Annotated in this window: 16 protein-coding genes and 1 pseudogene; 7 read left to right on the top strand and 10 right to left on the bottom strand. The window is 70.1% G+C overall.

What is annotated here, in order from left to right:
• Positions 1 to 183 precede the first annotated feature (183 nt).
• The 5 genes and pseudogenes from Voc01_RS38520 to Voc01_RS38505 all read right to left on the bottom strand — a co-directional run bounded on the left by Voc01_RS38520 (position 184) and on the right by Voc01_RS38505 (position 4,464).
• Positions 184 to 1,044 carry a pentapeptide repeat-containing protein gene (locus tag Voc01_RS38520; RefSeq protein ID WP_203932627.1) on the bottom strand — a complete coding sequence of 287 codons (861 nt, stop codon included), beginning with the start codon at positions 1,042 to 1,044 and terminating at the stop codon, positions 184 to 186.
• A gap of 188 nt (positions 1,045 to 1,232) precedes the next feature.
• The gene (locus Voc01_RS53505; protein WP_239160803.1) at positions 1,233 to 1,610 is read right to left on the bottom strand and encodes an FAD-dependent oxidoreductase; all 378 of its coding nucleotides are present in this window, start codon (positions 1,608 to 1,610) and stop codon (positions 1,233 to 1,235) included.
• A gap of 39 nt (positions 1,611 to 1,649) precedes the next feature.
• Positions 1,650 to 1,788, bottom strand: a pseudogene (locus tag Voc01_RS54835) (NAD(P)-binding protein); the annotation flags it as partial.
• Positions 1,789 to 1,903: 115 nt separating this feature from the next.
• Entirely contained in the window at positions 1,904 to 2,542 is a 639-nt protein-coding gene (locus Voc01_RS38510; protein WP_203932625.1) for a response regulator transcription factor, read from the bottom strand.
• Positions 2,542 to 4,464 (bottom strand): sensor histidine kinase, encoded by a 1,923-nt coding sequence (locus Voc01_RS38505; protein WP_203932624.1) that lies wholly within the window; start codon positions 4,462 to 4,464, stop codon positions 2,542 to 2,544. The genes Voc01_RS38510 and Voc01_RS38505 overlap by 1 nt, the downstream gene beginning before the upstream one ends.
• A gap of 138 nt (positions 4,465 to 4,602) precedes the next feature.
• On the opposite strand from Voc01_RS38505, the gene Voc01_RS38500 reads away from it, so the two are divergent.
• Positions 4,603 to 4,935 carry a hypothetical protein gene (locus Voc01_RS38500; RefSeq protein WP_203932623.1) on the top strand — a complete coding sequence of 111 codons (333 nt, stop codon included), beginning with the start codon at positions 4,603 to 4,605 and terminating at the stop codon, positions 4,933 to 4,935.
• A 50-nt stretch (positions 4,936 to 4,985) separates the two neighbouring features.
• On the opposite strand, the gene Voc01_RS38495 is transcribed toward Voc01_RS38500, so the two are convergent.
• Both Voc01_RS38495 and Voc01_RS38490 read right to left on the bottom strand, forming a co-directional pair.
• The gene (locus Voc01_RS38495) at positions 4,986 to 5,753 is read right to left on the bottom strand and encodes a GNAT family N-acetyltransferase (RefSeq protein WP_203932622.1); all 768 of its coding nucleotides are present in this window, start codon (positions 5,751 to 5,753) and stop codon (positions 4,986 to 4,988) included.
• A gap of 147 nt (positions 5,754 to 5,900) precedes the next feature.
• Complete coding sequence (locus tag Voc01_RS38490) at positions 5,901 to 7,664, bottom strand: sigma-54-dependent Fis family transcriptional regulator (RefSeq protein WP_203932621.1); 1,764 nt, start codon at positions 7,662 to 7,664, stop codon at positions 5,901 to 5,903.
• A gap of 127 nt (positions 7,665 to 7,791) precedes the next feature.
• On the opposite strand from Voc01_RS38490, the gene Voc01_RS38485 reads away from it, so the two are divergent.
• The 4 genes from Voc01_RS38485 to Voc01_RS38470 all read left to right on the top strand — a co-directional run bounded on the left by Voc01_RS38485 (position 7,792) and on the right by Voc01_RS38470 (position 11,472).
• Positions 7,792 to 8,844, top strand: coding sequence for an amidohydrolase family protein (locus Voc01_RS38485; RefSeq protein WP_203932620.1), 1,053 nt, complete (start codon positions 7,792 to 7,794; stop codon positions 8,842 to 8,844).
• Positions 8,841 to 9,539 (top strand): iron-sulfur cluster assembly protein, encoded by a 699-nt coding sequence (locus Voc01_RS38480; protein WP_203932619.1) that lies wholly within the window; start codon positions 8,841 to 8,843, stop codon positions 9,537 to 9,539. The genes Voc01_RS38485 and Voc01_RS38480 overlap by 4 nt, the downstream gene beginning before the upstream one ends.
• A complete protein-coding gene (locus Voc01_RS38475; RefSeq protein WP_203932618.1) occupies positions 9,536 to 10,558 on the top strand; it encodes an NAD(P)-dependent alcohol dehydrogenase in 1,023 nt (340 codons plus the stop codon). Before Voc01_RS38480 ends, Voc01_RS38475 begins: the two co-directional genes overlap by 4 nt.
• 182 nt (positions 10,559 to 10,740) lie before the next feature.
• Complete coding sequence (locus Voc01_RS38470) at positions 10,741 to 11,472, top strand: hypothetical protein (RefSeq protein ID WP_203932617.1); 732 nt, start codon at positions 10,741 to 10,743, stop codon at positions 11,470 to 11,472.
• Positions 11,473 to 11,668: 196 nt separating this feature from the next.
• Here the strand turns inward: Voc01_RS38470 and Voc01_RS38465 are convergent, their stop codons facing one another.
• The 3 genes from Voc01_RS38465 to Voc01_RS38455 all read right to left on the bottom strand — a co-directional run bounded on the left by Voc01_RS38465 (position 11,669) and on the right by Voc01_RS38455 (position 15,419).
• Complete coding sequence (locus tag Voc01_RS38465; RefSeq protein ID WP_203932616.1) at positions 11,669 to 13,573, bottom strand: hypothetical protein; 1,905 nt, start codon at positions 13,571 to 13,573, stop codon at positions 11,669 to 11,671.
• A gap of 489 nt (positions 13,574 to 14,062) precedes the next feature.
• Positions 14,063 to 14,242 (bottom strand): hypothetical protein, encoded by a 180-nt coding sequence (locus Voc01_RS38460; RefSeq protein WP_203932615.1) that lies wholly within the window; start codon positions 14,240 to 14,242, stop codon positions 14,063 to 14,065.
• Positions 14,243 to 14,486: 244 nt separating this feature from the next.
• Positions 14,487 to 15,419 (bottom strand): NAD-dependent epimerase/dehydratase family protein, encoded by a 933-nt coding sequence (locus Voc01_RS38455; RefSeq protein WP_239160814.1) that lies wholly within the window; start codon positions 15,417 to 15,419, stop codon positions 14,487 to 14,489.
• A 452-nt stretch (positions 15,420 to 15,871) separates the two neighbouring features.
• Between Voc01_RS38455 and Voc01_RS38450 the strand changes: the two genes are divergently transcribed.
• Positions 15,872 to 16,846 carry a hypothetical protein gene (locus Voc01_RS38450; protein ID WP_203932613.1) on the top strand — a complete coding sequence of 325 codons (975 nt, stop codon included), beginning with the start codon at positions 15,872 to 15,874 and terminating at the stop codon, positions 16,844 to 16,846.
• Between the two features lie 392 nt (positions 16,847 to 17,238).
• A complete protein-coding gene (locus tag Voc01_RS38445; protein WP_203932612.1) occupies positions 17,239 to 17,802 on the top strand; it encodes an RICIN domain-containing protein in 564 nt (187 codons plus the stop codon).
• Positions 17,803 to 17,869 lie beyond the last annotated feature (67 nt).

Here is a 17,869-nt window from a genome sequence, read left to right as displayed (position 1 = left end):
GGAGCGTGGCCCTGGACCATAACCACTGCGTCGAGACCAGGTGCGCGCTCATGCCGCGAAGAGCGCGGCCACGTCGATCTGAGCCGGGAGCCGCTCATGGAGCAACGTCCAGGCGGTTGCGGTTGATCCTGCGTGGCGGGTCGGATGCGGCCTGGCGACCGCCGATGAGGCCGGGCAGGACCCTCACCGGGGTGGGTGAAAGCCTGGCGGCCACTGTGTGTCGGCGTCGTAGACCACCGCGGCCAAGACGGCGCCGTGGAGGTCTGCGGCGCTGAGGTCGGCCCCGGACAGCGTGGCCCCGGTCAGGTTGGTGCCGCGCAGTATGGTGTTCGTCATCGACGCCCCGGATAGATCTGCGTTGACCAGGCTGGCCTTGGACAGGTTCGAACCGATCAGGCAGACCCGACCGATGGCGAACTCGTTGAGTTGGGCGTCGCGTAGGTCCACGTTCTCCAGTTCGGACACGGCACCCTCGGTGATCATCGTTCCGTCCGCCAACGCGGAGATGGCGCCGCCCACGTCGTCGGCGAGGCCGCCATGGAACCGGCTGCGATCGTGGTCGACCTCGGCGGGTGGACGAGTCGGCGGCCAGGGCGCCTGCTGCCGGATGAACGCGGTCAGCAGGGCGTGGATCTTTCCGGCGTATCGGGAGTCGAGTCCGGCGAGGAAAGCCAGCGTGTAGACCCCGCCGTGCCGGACGGAGACCTGAGGGCTGGACAGCTGCTCGACCGCGGTGGTGAACAGGCCGATGGTGTGTCCCTCACGATTGACGCGGATCTGGTGCACCGTGACGGCCGCGCCCGCGGCCACCCCGGCCAACGCGACCAGACCAGCCAGCGCTTGCAGCAGGACGGACCGGACATCGTTCTCCGTCCTCAACCGGTCCACCGCCGACAGCGGAGCCGCTGCGGAATCGTTCAGGCCCCACGTGACGATCAGCGGCGGCAGGACGAGGACACAGCAGACCAGTGCCGTGAGGACGGTTGACGCAACACCGACGATCCCGGCTGCGACAATGAGGCGTCGGGCAGGCTTCTGCGTCACGGCAGCTCCTCGAAGGCCGATACTGCTGGAGAAGGCGAACCACTGCAGTGCCGGTACCGGCGACGTCGGCACTGCGGCTCTCGACGAACGGGTGGGAGGTCATCGGCCAGGATGACCTTGGTTGCGATGGCGTCCCCCTGACGATGCTCCCGAGACCTGCGGGATCGGCATCCTCATGCGGTTCCCCGTCAGGTAGGTGCCGGCTCGGGCACTGTCGGGTCGTGCCCGTAGAGCCAGTCGATGTCCGGCGAGAGCCCGAAGCTCGTCCTCATCGCGGCGTCGCGGGCCTCCTGGTCGGGTCCGTCCGGGAGGTGGAAACGGTGTCCGTTGGCGCGCGACATCTGCTGGACGCGGGTGGTCCGCCCGCGACGCAGCGACTCGTACCGCGACAGCGTCCGGGGAAGGTTCCGGCCGCAGGCCTCGGCGAGGCAGGTCGTGAGCACGGCCGCGTCCTCGATGGCCTGGGCCGCTCCCTGCGCACCGTAGGGCAGCATCGGATGGCACGCGTCGCCCAGCAGCGTGACCGGACCGTCGCTCCAGCGCGGCAGCGGCGGCCGGTCGAACACCCAGCCGGTGCAGGATCCGTGCGGAGTTCGGCGCCAACTGGATTCCGGCGCCCACCGCCGTCACCGCACGGGACTGCTCGTAGACCCGCACGTCGAATCCGGCCCGCAGCAGCCCGAGCGCCGCGGTCAGCCCGCCGATCCCACCGCCGACGACGGCAACGGACGTGGAGCGTGGCATGGTTCCCCCATCGGTCCTGGTAACGCTCACGGATAGGACGGCACCGCCGCGGGCTGGCAATGGGCCGCGCGGGCAGTGCCTGATGCTCCGACGCGCCCCCCTACGGCAGTGGATGTCAGCGGGTCAGGTAAGCGAGGACGGCGAGGACTCGGCGGTGCGTGTCCTGCGAGTCCACCAGTCGCAGTTTCTGGAAGATCGATCGCATGTGCGTCTCCACGGTGCGTTCAGACATCTGGAGACGGGCGGAGACGGCCGCGTTCGACAGGCCCTCGGCGACCAGGGCCAGCACCTCACGCTCCCGCGCGCTCAGCTCCAGCAGCGGGTCGTTGCGCCGGACCGGGGCCATCAGCGCCCCGACGATCGCGGGGTCGAGCGCCGACCCGCCGTCGGCCACGCGGCGCGCGGCGTCGAGGAAGTCGGTGAAACGCAGGACCCGGTCCTTGAGCAGGTAGCCGAACGACCCGGCGGCGACGAGGTCGACGACCTGGTGCGTCTCGATGTGCTGGGACAGCAGCAGGATCGGCAGCGATGCGAACTCGGCCCGTAGCTCGCGGGCGACACGGGCGCCGTCGTCGGTCATTCGCGGCGGCATGCGGACGTCGGCGATCACCAGGTCGGGTAGCTCCGCGCGGACCGCCGCCGCCAGGCTGTCGGCGTCGCCGACAGCCGCTGTCACCTCGTGGCCGTCCTCGATGAGCAGCCGTTGCAGGCCCTCCCGGAACAGCACCGAGTCCTCGGCCAGGACCACACGCATCACAACACCACCCGGATCGAGGTGCCGCCGCCGTCGGGGCTGACCACGTCGACGCTCCCGCCGAGCGCGGCCACCCGGTCATGGAGCGCGCTCAACCCGAAGCCGGGTCGGGCGCCGCCGCGGCCGTCGTCGGCGATCTCGATGGCCAGGCGCCCGCCCTCCGGGGCGATCGTCACGCGGACCGCGCGCGCCTGTGCGTGTTTGAGCGCGTTGGTGAAGCTCTCGGCGATGACGTAGTAGGCCGTGGTGGCCACGGCCTCGTTCACCTGTACGTCGGCCACCGATACCTCGACCGGCACCGGGCTACCGGCGAACAGCGACCGGATGGCGGTCTCCAGCCCGTCGTCCAGGCCGCTGGGCCGGATGCCGTGTGCGAGCCGGCGCAGCTCCGCCACGGTCGCCTCGAGCGCGGCGACCGCGGCGTCCAGGTCCTCGTAGGCCGGGTCCTGGGGAGGCAGTCGACGCTGCGCCGACCGGAGCCGCATGCCGACGGCGAGGATGCGTTGCTGGGCGCCGTCGTGGAGGTCGCGTTCGAGTCTGCGACGCTCCTCGGTGGCGGCTTCGACGATGCGGGCGCGGCTGTCCCGCGCGTCCGCCAGCGCCGTGCGCAGCTGGAGCCGCAGCCGGCTCACCTCGATCGGCAGCCGGGCCTCGACGGCAAGCTCCCGCGCCAGACGCAGCCTGCGCCGGGACGTGCGCCCGAGGACCATGACGGCGACCTCGGCCTCGCGCGCGCTCAACGGCACCACCGTCCCGGCGGCGGGGGACGGGGTCGGCAGGCCACGCAGGTCGACCCGCTCTCCCGAACCCGGCGCGGTGAGCAGCACCCGCAGCTTCTCGTCGTCGAGGGCCCGGCGCAGCACCGCCTCCACGTCCTCCGGCTCCGACTGGCCGTCGCGAACCTGCTGGACGAACCGCCGCACGGCCTCGATGGTGACGGTGCGCTCCCGGTCGAAGAGGTGTGCCGTGGCCGTGTGCGTCCGCCGGTACAGGGGCAGCAGTGCCAGTGCGGTCACGAAGGCGGCGACACCGATCCCGGTCGGCGATCCGGCCGCGTCGCGGCTCAGTTCCGCGACGCCCACCACGACCAACGCGAACAGGCATGCGGACACCAGCGTGGTCAGCAGCCAGGCGGTGGTGTCGCTGAGCAGCCGGTCGATGTCGAGCAGGTCGTGCCGGAGGATCGCGGTCGCCACCGCCGCCGGCACCGCCACGACCATCGCCAGAATGAAGCCGGTGTAGGCCACCTCCGTCGACGCGCCGAACACCTCGGCCACCCAGCCGGCCGCGAGGAGCACCGGCACGGACGTCGCGCCGAGCAGAAGCCAGTGCAACTGCTGCCGGACCAGTTCGTTGCCGTGCCGGTAGCGGACCACCAGCGAACCGAGCACGCCGAGCAGTGCGGCGAGGAACAGCGCCAGCGCGAAGTAGATCGACACAGGAGGCGGCTTGGCGGGGTCGTCCGGCGAGCCGGCCGCGGCGACGATGACGGCCAGCGCGGCCAGCAGCCACAGCCACGGCATGGCCCGCCACCACCGGCCGGGCAGCAGCCCGTCCGGGAACGTCAGGCACAGCAGGACGAACCCGGCCAGGTTGAAGACCCAGATGCCGATACCGGCGGCGGCGACCGCCTCGGCACCCCACCACGGGTCTGCCGAGTCCGCGGTCAGGGCCCAGCGCTCGACGCCGTACGTGAGGACCGGCGCGGCGACCAGCGCCAACAGCACCGGACCGGCCGGGCTGTCCGGTCGTCGGGCGAGCACCAGCAGCCCGAGCCCCACGGCGGGCAGCGCGCTCACCACGGTGACCGCGACGTCAGCCGCGCCGATCACGCCGTCGAGGGCGGCGGCGGCCACCAGCGCCGCGCCGACCACCAGACCGAGCGCCGGAGCCAGCGCGGCCACGCGCCACCGGACCGTCACCGCTCAATGATCGAACGGAGGAGCGCCGCGGCGCATCCGTGCCAGCACTTTGCCGGGATCCGGTGCTCGCCTGGATGCCGGCGCTCGCCGGGTGCGCGACGGTGGACGCCGTCGTCGATACCCGACCGAGGAGCCCCGATGAACCTCATCTTCGTCCTGCTCGTTTCGTTCCCACTCGGCTACTTCCTCGCCAACCGCACGACGGCGGTCATCGCGTATATCGCGGCGTTCGGCCCGCTGTTCACCTTCCAGACCCTCAGTCTCGTCACCGACTGGGCAGGCGGAAGCACGGCCGCGTTCGGTGGGCCGTTCCCGAGCTCGAATTACTCGAACGTGGTCGGCTACGCAGCTGTCAACGTCGTCCTCTACCTGGCCGGCTTCGGCCTGATCATGCTCGGCCACCGGCTCGGCGCCGGGCGCCGCGTCCGGCGCGCCAACGCCGGGGCCGTCAACCTCGATCCGGTCCGCTGAAGATCGCGAGCGGTGCCCGCCAGGGCACCGCTCGCGGCTATCCGGTCGGATCACGCCTCATCGGGCACAGCGCCGCGCGGGATCGCGTCGTCGGTGCGTGGGTCCGTTACGACGCGGATGCTGAACTGGCGACCCAGTTCCTGGAAGCCGAGCCTTCGGGCGACTCGACGCGATGCCGGAATACGGGCCCGCCACTGCGGAAGCAGGTCGGATTCCAGCGCGTCGGCGGCAGCTGCCGTGGCGACGACACGTGCGAGTCCCCGTCCGCGGTGGGCCGGCGCGGTCAGGACACCGATGTGGGCGGCATCGCCGGGCCACATCTCGTAGCCCGCCGCGGCCACGACCTCGGCTCCGCTTCGTACCACGAACGCCCTCGAGGTGATGTCGGCCAGTCCGCACTCGTCGGCGTCCTCGGTCGGTACACGCGAGAGCAGACGTGTCAGGTCGGCATGACCCGCGGGGATCGCCTCGACGGCCTCGGAGCCGGCTGGACGGAATCCGGCCGTGTCGCAGTAGGCCAACGTCGCCGGTCCGAGCATCTGACCGACCGGCAACACGTCGCGCACCACGGCAGGATCGGTGATCGCGGTGGGGGACAGGCCACCGAGGACACGCCGAACGATCCCGGCGAGATGGTCATCGGGGGCGGTGGCGATCACCGCGTCTCCCAGCGAGACGATGCCCACCCAGCCGGCAGGACACAGCGACGATCTCGGCGACACTGCCACATCGACAGCCCCGGCTCTGAAAGCGACCGCAGTTCCGGCCAGGCCAACCCACATGTGTCGGGCTCGGTCGAGCAGCGGGTCAATGGTCACGGTCACATGATCGCAACCAGCCGGCTCACGCGTCATGCATATAAACCACGCCACCATTCGCCACGATCACGTGCACACTCATGTCGCGGATCGAGAGGATCTCTGAGGTGAGCTCCGGCGTCGTGACCAGCAATCATTCATGCTCCGTCAGGGCGCGGGCGCGACGATGCCGTACTCGTGGATCTTCCGGTAGATGGTGGCACGACTGACCCCCAGCGATTTGGCGGCCTTCCTCTTGTTGCCGTCCGCGTCGCGGAGACTCTGCACGATCGCGTCGCGCTCCAGCGACTCGAGCGGGCTGAGCAGCCGCCGGCTGACCGTGTGGCACTCCGGCGGCAGGTCGTCGGGGTGGATGGTGCCGGTGCGCTGGTGCTGCACCACCTTTCGTAACACCTGCCACAGCTGCTCGGTGTTTCCCGGCCAGGTGTAGCGCATCAGCACCTGCATCGCCTCCGGTGAGCAGTGCAGGCGGCCGTCCGGAACCAGCCGGGTCAGCAGGAACGGCACCAGATCGGACAGGTCCTCGGGGTGGTAGCGCAGCGGTGGCACCTCCACCGTCCGAGGGAACAGGTCGAGCAGGGCGGTCAGCCGGTTCCCGCCCGGACCGCCGGTCGCCGCGACCCACACGTCGGCCGCGGACGCCAGCACCTCGCCCAGGCTGGTGGCCTGCTCGGGGCCGAGCCGGTCGATGTGCCGCACGACCAGCGCGCCGGTGCCGTCGGTCACCTCCCGGCGGACCGCGTCCGGTAGGTCGGGGCCGGCCTCGAGGACGGCGATCCGGCTTCCCGGACGGCGGCGCTGGTACACGGCCCGCACCAGCGCGAGCTTGCCGGCGCCCGGCTCGCCCTCGACGACGAGCCACTCCCGCGCCGCGCAGGCCGCGTCGACAAGCTGCGCGGCGCGCGTCCACAAAGATCCAGATCCGATGAGACCGGGCAGCGGCGGGTGATGCGGCGACGACACCGGCGCCCCGGGCGGGTCGATCAGCTTGACCTGGAGGATGCCGCCGGCGAGGCGTCCCTCGGCGTGCACCGGCCGGCACTGCAACTGGCTTGTCGAGCCGTTGGGCAGGTCGACGACCGACGTCGCGGAGTGCCCGGCGGCGAGGGTCTCGGCGGCGTGACTGAGAAGCACCGACTGCGCGGCCGGGTCGAGCACCCGGCGCGCGGACTCGTTCATCATCACCATGTCGTCGTTGAACGCGACGACGAGGCCGGCGCCCCGCCGGCAGGCGCGCAGGTACTCCCGCGTCAGCGCGAACTCGCCGGCGCCGCTGTCGGCGAGCAGCGCCTGCCGGATCTGGTCCGTGGCGGTCCTGGCCAACGCGATCAGCAGCGGTCCGGCGTCGCGGCACCAGCAGGTCAGGTTGACCGCCCCGACGGTCTTGCCGGTGATGGGGTGGTGGATCGGCGCGGCGGCGCAGGCCAGGTTCTCCAGGTTTTCCGCGTAGTGCTCGTGCCCGAAGACGTGCATCGGCCGGCCACCTTCGAGCGCCGTGCCGATACCGTTGGTACCCACCCACTCCTCGGCGTAGCTGAACCCCGGCGCCAGCAGCACCCGGTCGAGGTGCCGCTCGAACTCGGCGTCGCCGGTCATCCGGGTGAGCACCAGGCCCGCCGGGTCGGTCAGGATGAGGCTGATCGGCTGGCCGTCGAGATGCTCACGCAGCCCGCGCAGCACCGGCAGGGCGCTGCGGATCAACGGGCTGTCGAGATCGGGATCGCGGACGTAGCGCAGCTGGATGCGGTCGGCCGCGACGTTCCAGTGCCGCGACCGCTGCCACGACGCCATGATCGTGTCGCGAACCTGGTCCGGATCGACGGCTTCCGTCGTCAGGAACCGCTCGCGCGCTTCTGCGAGCCGGTCGCCGTTCGTGTGGACGGCCGGCCCCGGTCGGGTGGGCCGCACCATGCACCTCCGTCCTGACCAGCCTAGGGCGCGAACGCTACCGGGGCGAGCGCTGCGTCGATGTCTCAAGTTGAGACCGCCGGTGCGCCGGCGAGGGGGTGTCATGACCCGGAGCGGAGGAGGCGGAGCCATGTACGAGAAGGACGGCGAGAAGTTCTTCGTGGTCGACGCGCACGTGCACTACTGGAACGCCGCGCCGGACAACTGGGTGCCCGGTGCCGAGCAGTTCGCCAAGGGCTGGATCGAGTGCTTCTACGCCTATCACGGCCTTGGGCCGGAGCACACCAGGTGGCCGCTGGAGAAGTACATGAAGTACTCCGAGCAGGACACCGTGCACGACCTGTTCGAAACCGGTCACGTCGATGTGGCGATCATGCAGCCGACGTACCTCAAGGAGTGGTACACGGAGGGCTTCAACACCACCGAGCGCAACGCGCGGCTGGCAGAGAAGCACCCGGGCCGGTTCGTGCTGAACACCCGCTTCGACCCCCGTGACGGCGACGCCGGCCTCAGGACGCTGGCGGACAATGTCGCCCGATGGGGGTGCATGGGCGTCAAGCTCTACACCGCCGAGTGGCGGGAGGGCTCGCGCGGCTGGAAGCTGACCGACCCGGAGGCCTACCGGTACCTGGAGCGCTGCCAGGAGCTGGGCATCAGGAACGTCCACCTGCACAAGGGCCCGACGATCTGGCCGCTGGACAAGGACGCGTTCGACGTCTCCGACGTCGACCACGCGGCCACCGACTTCCCGGAGCTGAACTTCATCGTCGAGCACGTGGGGCTGCCGCGTATCGAGGACTTCTGCTTCATGGCGACTCAGGAGCCCAACGTCTACGCGGGCCTGTCGGTGGTGATCGGCGGCCTCATGCATGCGCGTCCGCGGTTCTTCGCGAAGGTGATGGGCGAGCTGTTGTTCTGGGTCGGCGAAGACAAGATGACCTTCGGCAGCGACTACGGCATCTGGGAACCGCAGTGGCAGGTCGAGGGATTCGTGGACTGGAACTACCCGGCCGGCGAGGAGTTCGACGACTTCCCGCGCGTCACCACGGCGACCAAGAAGAAGATCCTGGGCCTGAACGCGGCGGCGCTCTACGACATCCCGGTGCCGGAGGAGTGCCGGCTACCGGCGGAAGCGGGAACACCGGCGGCCGCCGAGGACGCAAAGCTGGTCGAGTCGATATGAGCGTTCGGGACCGGGTGCTCACGGCCCTGTCCACCGTGCGCGACCCGGAGCTCGACGAACCGGTGACCACGCTGGGATTCGTCGCCTCGTGCGAGGTGTCCGCCGGCGGCCACGCAGAGGTCCACCTGCGTCTGCCGACATACTTCTGCGCGCCGAACTTCGCGTTCCTCATGGTCGCCGACGCCTACGACGCGGTGTCTACAGTGGACGGTGTCGGCCGGGTCGATGTGGTGCTCGACGAGCACTTCGCGGCCGACGCGATCAACGAGGGCGTGGCGGCCCGGGCCGGCTTCGCGCGGGCGTTCGCCGGTGAGGCGGTCGGCGAGCTCGACGCCCTGCGCGCCGACTTCCTCCGCAAGGCCGTGCTCGCCGGCACGGATCAGGTGTGCCGGCCGTTGCTGGGGGCCGGGCTCAGCGCGTCCGATATCGCGACAATGACCATCGCGGACGTCGCACCGACCGCGGCGCTGGACCGGCTGCGACACCGGCGGGCCGAACTCGGGCTGCCCGCCGGCGACGACGACCCGCTGCTGCTGGATCCGGGCACCGGTGCGGCGGTGCCGGTCGAGGCGGTTCCGTTGCACCTGCGGCGGGCCCGAACGACCAGAACCAGCCTGGACGCCAACACCGGTATCTGCCGCGGAATGTTGCAGGTGCGCTACGCCACCGCGGGCGCGGGTGAGGAGGAGCGATGAAAGCCGTACGACTGCACGGATACCACCAGCAGCCTGTCGTCGAGGAGGTGCCGGAGCCCACCGTGCGAGGGCCGTTCGACGTCGTGGTGAAGATCGGCGGCGCCGGTGTCTGCCGCACGGACCTGCACATCATCGAGGGCCAGTGGGAGGCGGCGATGGCGCCCACGCTGCCCTACACGGTCGGCCACGAGAACGCCGGCTGGGTCCACGAGGTCGGTTCGGCGGTGACGAACGTCGCCGTCGGCGACACCGTGATCCTGCACCCGACGCCGACCTGCGGGCTGTGCCACGCCTGTCGCGCCGGCCAGGACATGCACTGCGCCGACAGCAGCTTCCCGGGTCTGTCGCACGACGGTGGGATGGCGGAGTACCTGCTGACCTCGGCACGGGCGTGCGTGAAGCTCGACCCGGCGACCCGCCCGCAGGACGTGGCCGCACTGGCCGACGCCGGAATCACCGCGTACCACGCGGTGCGCAAGGCACTTCCGTTGCTGTACCCCGGCACCACCGCGGTCGTCATCGGCGCCGGCGGCCTCGGGCACATCGGCATCCAGTGCCTCGCCGCACTGTCCGCGACGCGGATCGTCGTCGTCGACCGCAACCCCGACGCGCTCAAGCTCGCCGAGCAGATCGGCGCGCACGACACCGTCGCCGCCGACGGCGGGCACGTCGACGCGGTGCTGGAGCTGACCGGCGGCGGCGCCGACGTGGTGTTCGACTTCGTCGCCGAGCAGGGCGCAGAGCAGGACGGGTTCGCCATGACCCGGCGGACCGGTTCGTACTACGTCATCGGCTACGGCGGGACGCTCACCGTGCCGACGCTGGACGTCATCGCGACCGAACGCAACATCATCGGCAACATCGTCGGGACGTACAACGAGCTGGCCGAGCTGATGGCGCTGGCACAGTCGGGACGGGTCACCCTGCACACCCGCACCTATCCACTGGACGCCGCCGCCGAGGCTTTCCAGGATCTCGACGCCGGCCGGGTCAGGGGGCGCGCCATCCTCGTCCCGTAGCGCTTTCGCCGGGTGCTCCCGCACGACCGCGTCACCTGTTCGCGCAACCGCAGCGGGAGTACCGGGCTGGGCGGTCGGCCGGGATACTGGTTCGTATGGGCTACCGCCGCAGTCGGCGACAGCCGGCTCGGGGTCCCGTTGAGCCCGACCCCGGGCACGGATGCGCCGATCCCTCGCGCTGCGTGCGGGCCTTCTGCGCCGTACCGGTCGACATCGCCCTCGTCGCACCGGGGAACACCCGGGTGGTCGTGCGTGAGCTGCCTGGCTGGCCCTTGTCGGCGTCGGCGCTGTTCGACCGTCTCAACGGCCGGATCACCCGCGAGCAGTTGCTGCGCATTGCGTCGAGTGACCCGTTCGGGGCGCACCTGCACTTCCCTGTCCTCGTCCGGATCCGGCTGTCCGGGCAGGTGCCGCCGAGGCTCGCGTTCGATCCGGGCGAGGCGTTGCGGCTGACCGGGTGGAGCGACCGACCCGGCGTCGACCATCTCGCCCGGGCCTGGTGCTGCACGCTGCTGACGATCGCGCCCGGCGGCGACGACGACCTGGTCACGGTCGCCGCGAAGCTCGTCGAAAGCTGCCAGGTCCTCGGCGGCGACCTGCCCGAGCTGGCCGGGCAGCTGCTGGCCTGGCGGGCCGCCACCGAGGACCCGGACATCGCGCGGCTACCCGGCAGGGACCACGGCCGGGCCGACCCGGTGGCCCTCCTGGCACTTCTCCTGCTCCGCGCGGCCACCGACCCCACCGACACCCGCCTCGTCGACCTGGCCCGGACGTTGGCCGACTCCGATGCCCCGGCCGTGCCGATGCCCCGGCCCTGGCGCCGCCTCATCGACACCATCCTCACCCCGCTACGCCCGACCCACCCCGACCTGGATCGGCTGGCCGACGCACTCGTCCGGGCCGACACCCGGTGACACCGCGGCAGCGGTGAACGGCGGGGCCGGGAACCGGTCCTGAGGCGACCGCCTGTGCGGGAGGTGCTGAGCGGGGGGATCGGGATCACCGGCCTGTCGGTGACGAGGCTGTCGAAGGAGTTCGCGGTCAGGACCACGGGGCAGACGCCGGAGTGGACAGGGGCGCCAGGGATGGGACGGAGCCGGCGCGGTTGTGTCATCCGGCCGTGGCGATCAGGGCGTCGCGTAGCGTGGTGGCGCCTGCCTTCAGCCGTTCGCGGTAGCCGACGCGTTGCCAGTCGTCCCAGGTGACGGTGCCGAGGGTGGTGGTGCGACCGGCCGTGGTCACGCTGATCGTGACGCCGGGCGAGGTGACTGTGCGGTCGATGGCCGCCGGTACGAGTACCCGTTTGGAGGAGGGGTCGGCGAATCCGGCGAAGGCCCAGGGGATCCGAAGGCGCAGGACGGCACCGTCGGCGTGCCATAGGGCTCGACTGTCGTAGTGGGGGTTGGCCGGGTCCCAGTGTCCATGCGGTAGTCGGCCGACGTCGAGGATCTCCATCGGTAGTCGCCGGCCGGTGGTCGGGACCGTCAGCGGCCGGTTCGTGACGAGCTGGTAGCGCTGCCAGCCGGCGACCGGGTCCGGTCGGGCACCGGGCGGCGCGGGGAAGTCGAGGGGGAGTGGGTCCAGCCCGGTCCTGATCCACGCCTGTCCGGTGCGGGCGGTCGGGTCGAGCACCAGCGCGGCGTCGGCGTTGCCGTCGCCGGCTCCGGCCGGGGCGGGCGAGCCGGTCACGGTCGGTGGGGGTTCGCCGCGGATGGCGGGCAGCGGGTCCATCCCGACGGTGACCGGTCCCGGCATCGGCCGGTCGAGGCGGATCTCCAGGTGCAGGTAGGCCTCGTCGACGCGTGCGTCTGCCTGCACCCCGTCCGCGCCGGGCAGCGTGCGCTCGTCCGGGTTGACCGCACCGGTGGGGTCCATCGCGACGATTCCGAAATGCTGTTCGTTGGTGAGTGGATCGTGCCAGAGCTGCCTGCGTTCGGCCGGGATCTGGTGGGCGATGGTGTTCCAGGTGAACTTGAACCACTCGTCGGTCCATGCGAACACGAGTCCGCCGGCGAGTCCCAGATCTTTGATCATCCGTAGCAGCTCGGCTGTCGTGTTCATCGCCGCGCGCTCGTCGTGGCCGCCCTGGTTGCGCCCGAGCGGACCGTTGTGCGCGGAGCCGAGCGAAGACGGTACGCCGAACTCGGTGATCAGCACGGGCATGCCGGTGTGGTGGCGGCGCAGGGCGTCGAGGTACCCGGCGTACGGGTCGCTGCGTCCGCGGTAGCTGAATGCCTGCAGGGCCGGCTCGTGGCGCTGGAAGTCCGGGTAGTACGGGTAGGCGTGGTAGCTGGCGAACGTGCCTGCCGGCCAGTCCGTGGTGGGGCGAATGTGGTTGGCGTCGACGCCGACGAGGTCCTCTTGTCTGAGGGGCTCGTCCGGGTGGACCAGCGGATCGACCGTCGGCCAGTTGGTGAACGCGATCGGGGTGGACCGCCCGTGTGCCGCCTCGGCGGTGGCCAGCTCATCCATCCGCGCCGCCAGCCACCGCTCGGTCGGCGAGCCATCGGGGAGAGCGCCGAAGTACCGTCCGGTGAATCCCGGGGCTGCGGCGTTGCGGCGGTCGCTGACCGCGATGGCGTCCGGATCCAGTTCCACGCCCACGATCCATCCGGCCAGCCACGCGGAGACGTCGGTGTCCCACGCGCCGCTGGCCCGCCCCCGCATCGGCGCCCGCTGCAGGTCGCCGTGTACCGCCTGCACGGCATCTGTCAACTCGTCGCGGAACGCCGTGGTCACGGCGGCGTCGAAGAGATTCTGCTTGTCGACGTAGCTCTCGTCCGGGAAGTACACCCCGTGCACGAGGTACAGCGGCGCATCGGGGTTGGCGAGGTTGTAGCTGGCCAGTTCGCGGTAGAAGGCCGGCGGATGGATCGTGTAGATCCGTACCACCCGGACGCCCATCCGACCCATCGCGGCGAACCACGCGTGGTAGTCATCCGCGTTGATGGCGAGCTCGCCGGGCTGGTGACCGGGCGTCGTGCTGCCGAGGTTCACACCGGACAGGAACCGCACCGCGCCATGGCGGGTTGACAGCGCGAATCCCTGCGCGTCCGCCCGCGCGAGCACTGTCAGCCCGTCAACCTCCTGTGGTGCAGGCGCCCACGACGGTCCGGCGGCAGCCAGGGGGAGCGCGTCGACACCGGCGATGCGCGAGCCGGGCTGCTCCGCGACCCGGTCACATCCGCCGCTCCCGAATGCGGTCGAAACAGCCACGATATACATCAGGCATCGCAAAAGCCGCACATCTTATGGTATCGCCCCGGGGACAAGGGAGCCGCTGCATGGCGACTTTCGTCGAGGTGTACAGGTGCCTGCGGGCGTGGGCCGTGGCGTCCGGTGATTCGTTTGCAGATGGCCAGGTCGAGTCCGGTGCTGGGTCCACACCACGTCCGGTGGGTCGACGATCCACGCGTCGGCAGCCCGGGTTGGGGGAGACGGCCGAGTAATCATGCGGCACTCGAGCGGCGTGGGCGGGCAGGCGACGCGGCTCCCATGTGCTGCTCAGCGACGGCCGCTGTCCGCGGGCGCGGTCCATCCGGAGGCGCGGATCCATTCGGGCAGACCCCAGACGGTCGGCTCGATCTCCCTCACCGCTGCGAGGTCTGCCGGATACGTGGCCGCCTGCGCGAACCAACTGAACATCGCCCGGTTCTCGGCGTCGCTGACGACGTCCAGCGGCAAGGCCTCGTAGCGTGCCGGCAGCCCGGCGTGGGCGCCGAACGCGACGGCGATCTGAGCGCGACCAGCTTGAGGCCGACGCCGTCCAGCAGCGGCATCGTCAGCACGAACTCGCCGTCCTCCACGGACATCGGTACGAGCGCGAAGCTCTCCATGAAGGCGGTCGGGCGGACCACCGTGGCACGCAGGCCGGACTGCCGCAGGCGGTAGGGAGCTCGATGCCGCGGGCTCCGACGCTTCGGGGCCGCTACTGCACCTGGGCCGAGTTGTAGTACGGCGACATGCGCAGCAGCGATGCGCGGACGATGGGGCTGGCCAGCCTGGCCAGGTAGCGCCGCCAGCCCAGGCCGGCCCGGACTGCCGTGAGGATGTCGTCGAACGTGTGCCGCTGGTACTGCAGCAGCGCCTCGCTGTCGACCGTGTCGAGCCAGTCGGTGACATATTCGGCGGTGCTGAACGCGGAGTCGGGCAGTGGCGGAAGACCTGAGGCGGCCAACATCCGGGTGAGGAACTCCCGGTAGGTCAGTTGGCACGTCGGTCCACCGCCGATGAAAAGCGTGCGGCCCCATGCGGCCGGAGTGTGCAGCGCGTTGGTGATGGCGGTGGCGACATCGGCGACGTGGACAGACTCGATCCGGTTGTCCAGCCCGATCTCGAACATGATCGGGTGGGGTGGCCGCGGCCCGAGCACCGGCACGTCGGCCAGGCGCAGGATGCACCACTCGAGGTCGCTGTCACGGACGAGGTTCTCGCACTCGATCTTGTGTGCCGTGTAGGCGTCGGTCGCGACGAGCGGGTCGTCGACCCTCCGCGGCGGCGGGCGGTCCTGGGTGCGGCCGTGGACGTCGAGGGTGGAGGCGAACAGCAGTCGCTGCGGCCGGGCGGCGACGACGTTGACGGTACCGCCGACGTTGACCTCGCGGGCGAGGTCGGGCTGTTCCTCGCTGGTTGGTGGGATGACCGCGGCGAGGTGGACGACCGCCTCGACGCCTTCGCACGCGTCGCGTACCGCGGCAGCGTCGCGCACATCGCCCCAACGCAGCTCGGCATCGCGCGGCAGGCGGCGCGCTGCGCGGCGTTGGGCCGGGGTGTCCGGAATCAGGCACCGAACGTCGTGGCCTGCGGCGAGCAGGGCCGGCAGGGTGCGCGAGCCGACGTTGCCGGTTGCGCCGGTGAGCATGAGCCGCACGTCGATATCCTAGGCGGCTGCTGACATCGGCATTTCAGAGAGATGACAGCGGTCCGCCGGTGCGCATCGATCGGCTGCGCGGATCTGCCGCGGACAGCGCGGCCGTTCTGATCACTTCGACGCCCTCATTGCCGCGAGTGGCGGGGGCGGTCTCCACCACGCCGTCGAGCAGGTCGAGGGCCTCCGGCGGGATGCCGGTGGACTCATGTTGCATCGGCCAGAGGGGTGCTGCGATGAGATGCCCCCGGCATCGGTGCCGGTGGGGACGTCGAGCCGACCGGATCTCCCAAGAGATCCGGACCCTGATCGCGGGCTTCCCCACGTGTTCGGGTGTCGGGGCAGCCGGCGAGGTTGTTCACTCACGCGGTCGATGAGGCGTTGGAAGCGGCCGGCTGCGGCCCTCGACGAACAGTGCGCCGGCAGCGCCCGATAGGTTCTGGGGCGTGTTCGAGTGCAACCACGTCGTCTACGTCGACGACCGCAGCCTGAACACGAAGTTGCATCTGACGCTGGAGTGTGGTCGGTCGGGCATCGTGAACGGCCACGAAGTCAGTGACGATCATTGCGCGGCCGCCGTCGATGGCTGGCTGCGCGCCAACCCTGGGCGCGTCCTCACGGAGTTCCTGGTGACGACCAGCCGTGTGCACCACGGTTGGTTCGACGGGGTCGTGGACGTGCTGGCCCGGCACCGGCCGCGGATACGGCACCTGGGCCTGGGTGCCCTCACCTTTCCCGACTTCGACCGCGGTTCCCACATTCCTGACGAACGGTGGCGCGACGGATCGTCGTGGAGCCTGAACCTGCGATTCGATCAGCTACTCGACGCGGTGCCGGAGTCCGAGACGCTGGTCGTCCAATGCAGTGCCGTCGAGCGGACAGGTCCGCTTCCGGAGATGAGAAATCTGCGTCGGCTGGTCCTGCGCGACACGGCGCTGGATCCGGCGCTGGTCGCCGATCTCGGCGCGGGCTCATTCCCTCGGCTGGAGTCGCTCGACCTGTGGCTCGGAGCTTTCCGGTACCAATGGGATGGCTCGGCACAGGACCTGGTTCCGTTGCTTACCAGTACCGGGTTTGCCAACCTGCGACATCTCGTTGTTGTGTGCGACCTGGACGAAGGACTGATCGAGGTGCTCGCCGACAGTCCGCTCATCGCCCGGTTGGAGTCGCTGAGCCTGCGGTTCGGTGTGCTGGGCGCGGCCGAGGCGACGCTGCTGCACGACCGCTGGCAGGCCTTCAGCCATCTTCGCCGGCTCGACGTCACCGGCAATTGCATCCCGGGCGAGACCGCCCGGGCGTTACGCGACAACGCCCCCGGGATCATCGACATGGGATACCAACGGATCTGGGCGGACGAAGAGGCGTACTTCTCCCCGCCACTGGTTGGCTTCTTCGATGCCTGGGCAGCAGTCAGAGCCTGACGTCACCGGCAGTTACTTGTGGCACGGGAGTCGGCAGACCCATCCGCCGAGATCACGTGGACATGGGATTTCACCCACGCTGCGTGGGCAGAACCCATCCTCGCCGACGAGGCCCATTGACCGACGGATGCCCAGGGCAAGAACGCCGCCGTCCCACTCGGGGTCTTTCACGACCTGGACCCGGGCTCCGCCGGGACAGCGCTGTTCAACCTGCCGGCGGCGACCGCCCTGGTTGCCGGCGCGATGGTCAGGAAGCTGGCCGCCGCCGTCAGATTCAACCGACCAGCAGTTGCCGATGGGTTGCCTACCACTTGCCTTGTCGCGTCCACGGGAAGCGGGAACGCTCGGTGTGGTTCCGAAGCGGTTCGGCATGACCTGATGGAGGGAACCTGATGCGTCTCAGAACCGTCGCGATGGCCGCAAGTCTCCTGCTCGTCACCACCGGCGTCGTCGTCATTGCGCACGGGGATCCGGCTCGGGCCGCCGAGCCACCTTCCGTCGCTGTCTGGATCAAGAGTCACTTCAACCAGAGGTGCCTCGATGCTGACCTCACGGGCGGCGGTGGAAATGGGAATAAAGTTCACCTCTGGGACTGCAACATCAGCAACAATGGCCGGCACCAGAAGTGGAGATTTGTTCCAGTGCCCGGCAGATACGGCTGGTACCACGTCGTAAATGAACGTTTCGGACGCTGCCTCAACGCCGATAACAGCGGCGGCAGTTTTCCGAACGGAGCCAAGGTTCAGCTATGGGACTGCGATCCGAGTTGGCTCGATGCCAACGCGATCTGGACCTTGACAGGACCGGGAGACAAGTTCGATCTCAGCCCATTGGCCAACACCACCTACGTCATCGACGTCGACATTTCAGGACCCGACCGCTACAACAACGGCGTAAGAGCTCAAATGTGGCCTTGGATCCCCAACGCCACCAATCAACTCTGGGACTGGGTTTGACCTGCCCAACCTGAACCGCTCTGGGTTTGCATTTCAATGCCCCAGCCGGGCCACGCTCACCAAAGAG

Origin of the sequence: Virgisporangium ochraceum (assembly GCF_016863655.1) — a bacterium.
Taxonomy (GTDB): domain Bacteria; phylum Actinomycetota; class Actinomycetes; order Mycobacteriales; family Micromonosporaceae; genus Virgisporangium; species Virgisporangium ochraceum.
Note: the sequence above shows the minus strand (reverse complement) of the source record. Positions and strands in the feature narration are given on the sequence as shown.

Coding starts and splice junctions, on each gene's coding strand:
- Voc01_RS38475 (WP_203932618.1), top strand. CDS start 9,536: ATGAAAGCCGTACGACTGCACGGATACCACCAGCAGCCTGTCGTCGAG.
- Voc01_RS38510 (WP_203932625.1), bottom strand. CDS start 2,542: ATGCGTGTGGTCCTGGCCGAGGACTCGGTGCTGTTCCGGGAGGGCCTG.
- Voc01_RS38485 (WP_203932620.1), top strand. CDS start 7,792: ATGTACGAGAAGGACGGCGAGAAGTTCTTCGTGGTCGACGCGCACGTG.
- Voc01_RS38455 (WP_239160814.1), bottom strand. CDS start 15,419: ATGCTCACCGGCGCAACCGGCAACGTCGGCTCGCGCACCCTGCCGGCC.
- Voc01_RS38490 (WP_203932621.1), bottom strand. CDS start 7,664: ATGGTGCGGCCCACCCGACCGGGGCCGGCCGTCCACACGAACGGCGAC.
- Voc01_RS38500 (WP_203932623.1), top strand. CDS start 4,603: ATGAACCTCATCTTCGTCCTGCTCGTTTCGTTCCCACTCGGCTACTTC.
- Voc01_RS38480 (WP_203932619.1), top strand. CDS start 8,841: ATGAGCGTTCGGGACCGGGTGCTCACGGCCCTGTCCACCGTGCGCGAC.
- Voc01_RS38445 (WP_203932612.1), top strand. CDS start 17,239: ATGCGTCTCAGAACCGTCGCGATGGCCGCAAGTCTCCTGCTCGTCACC.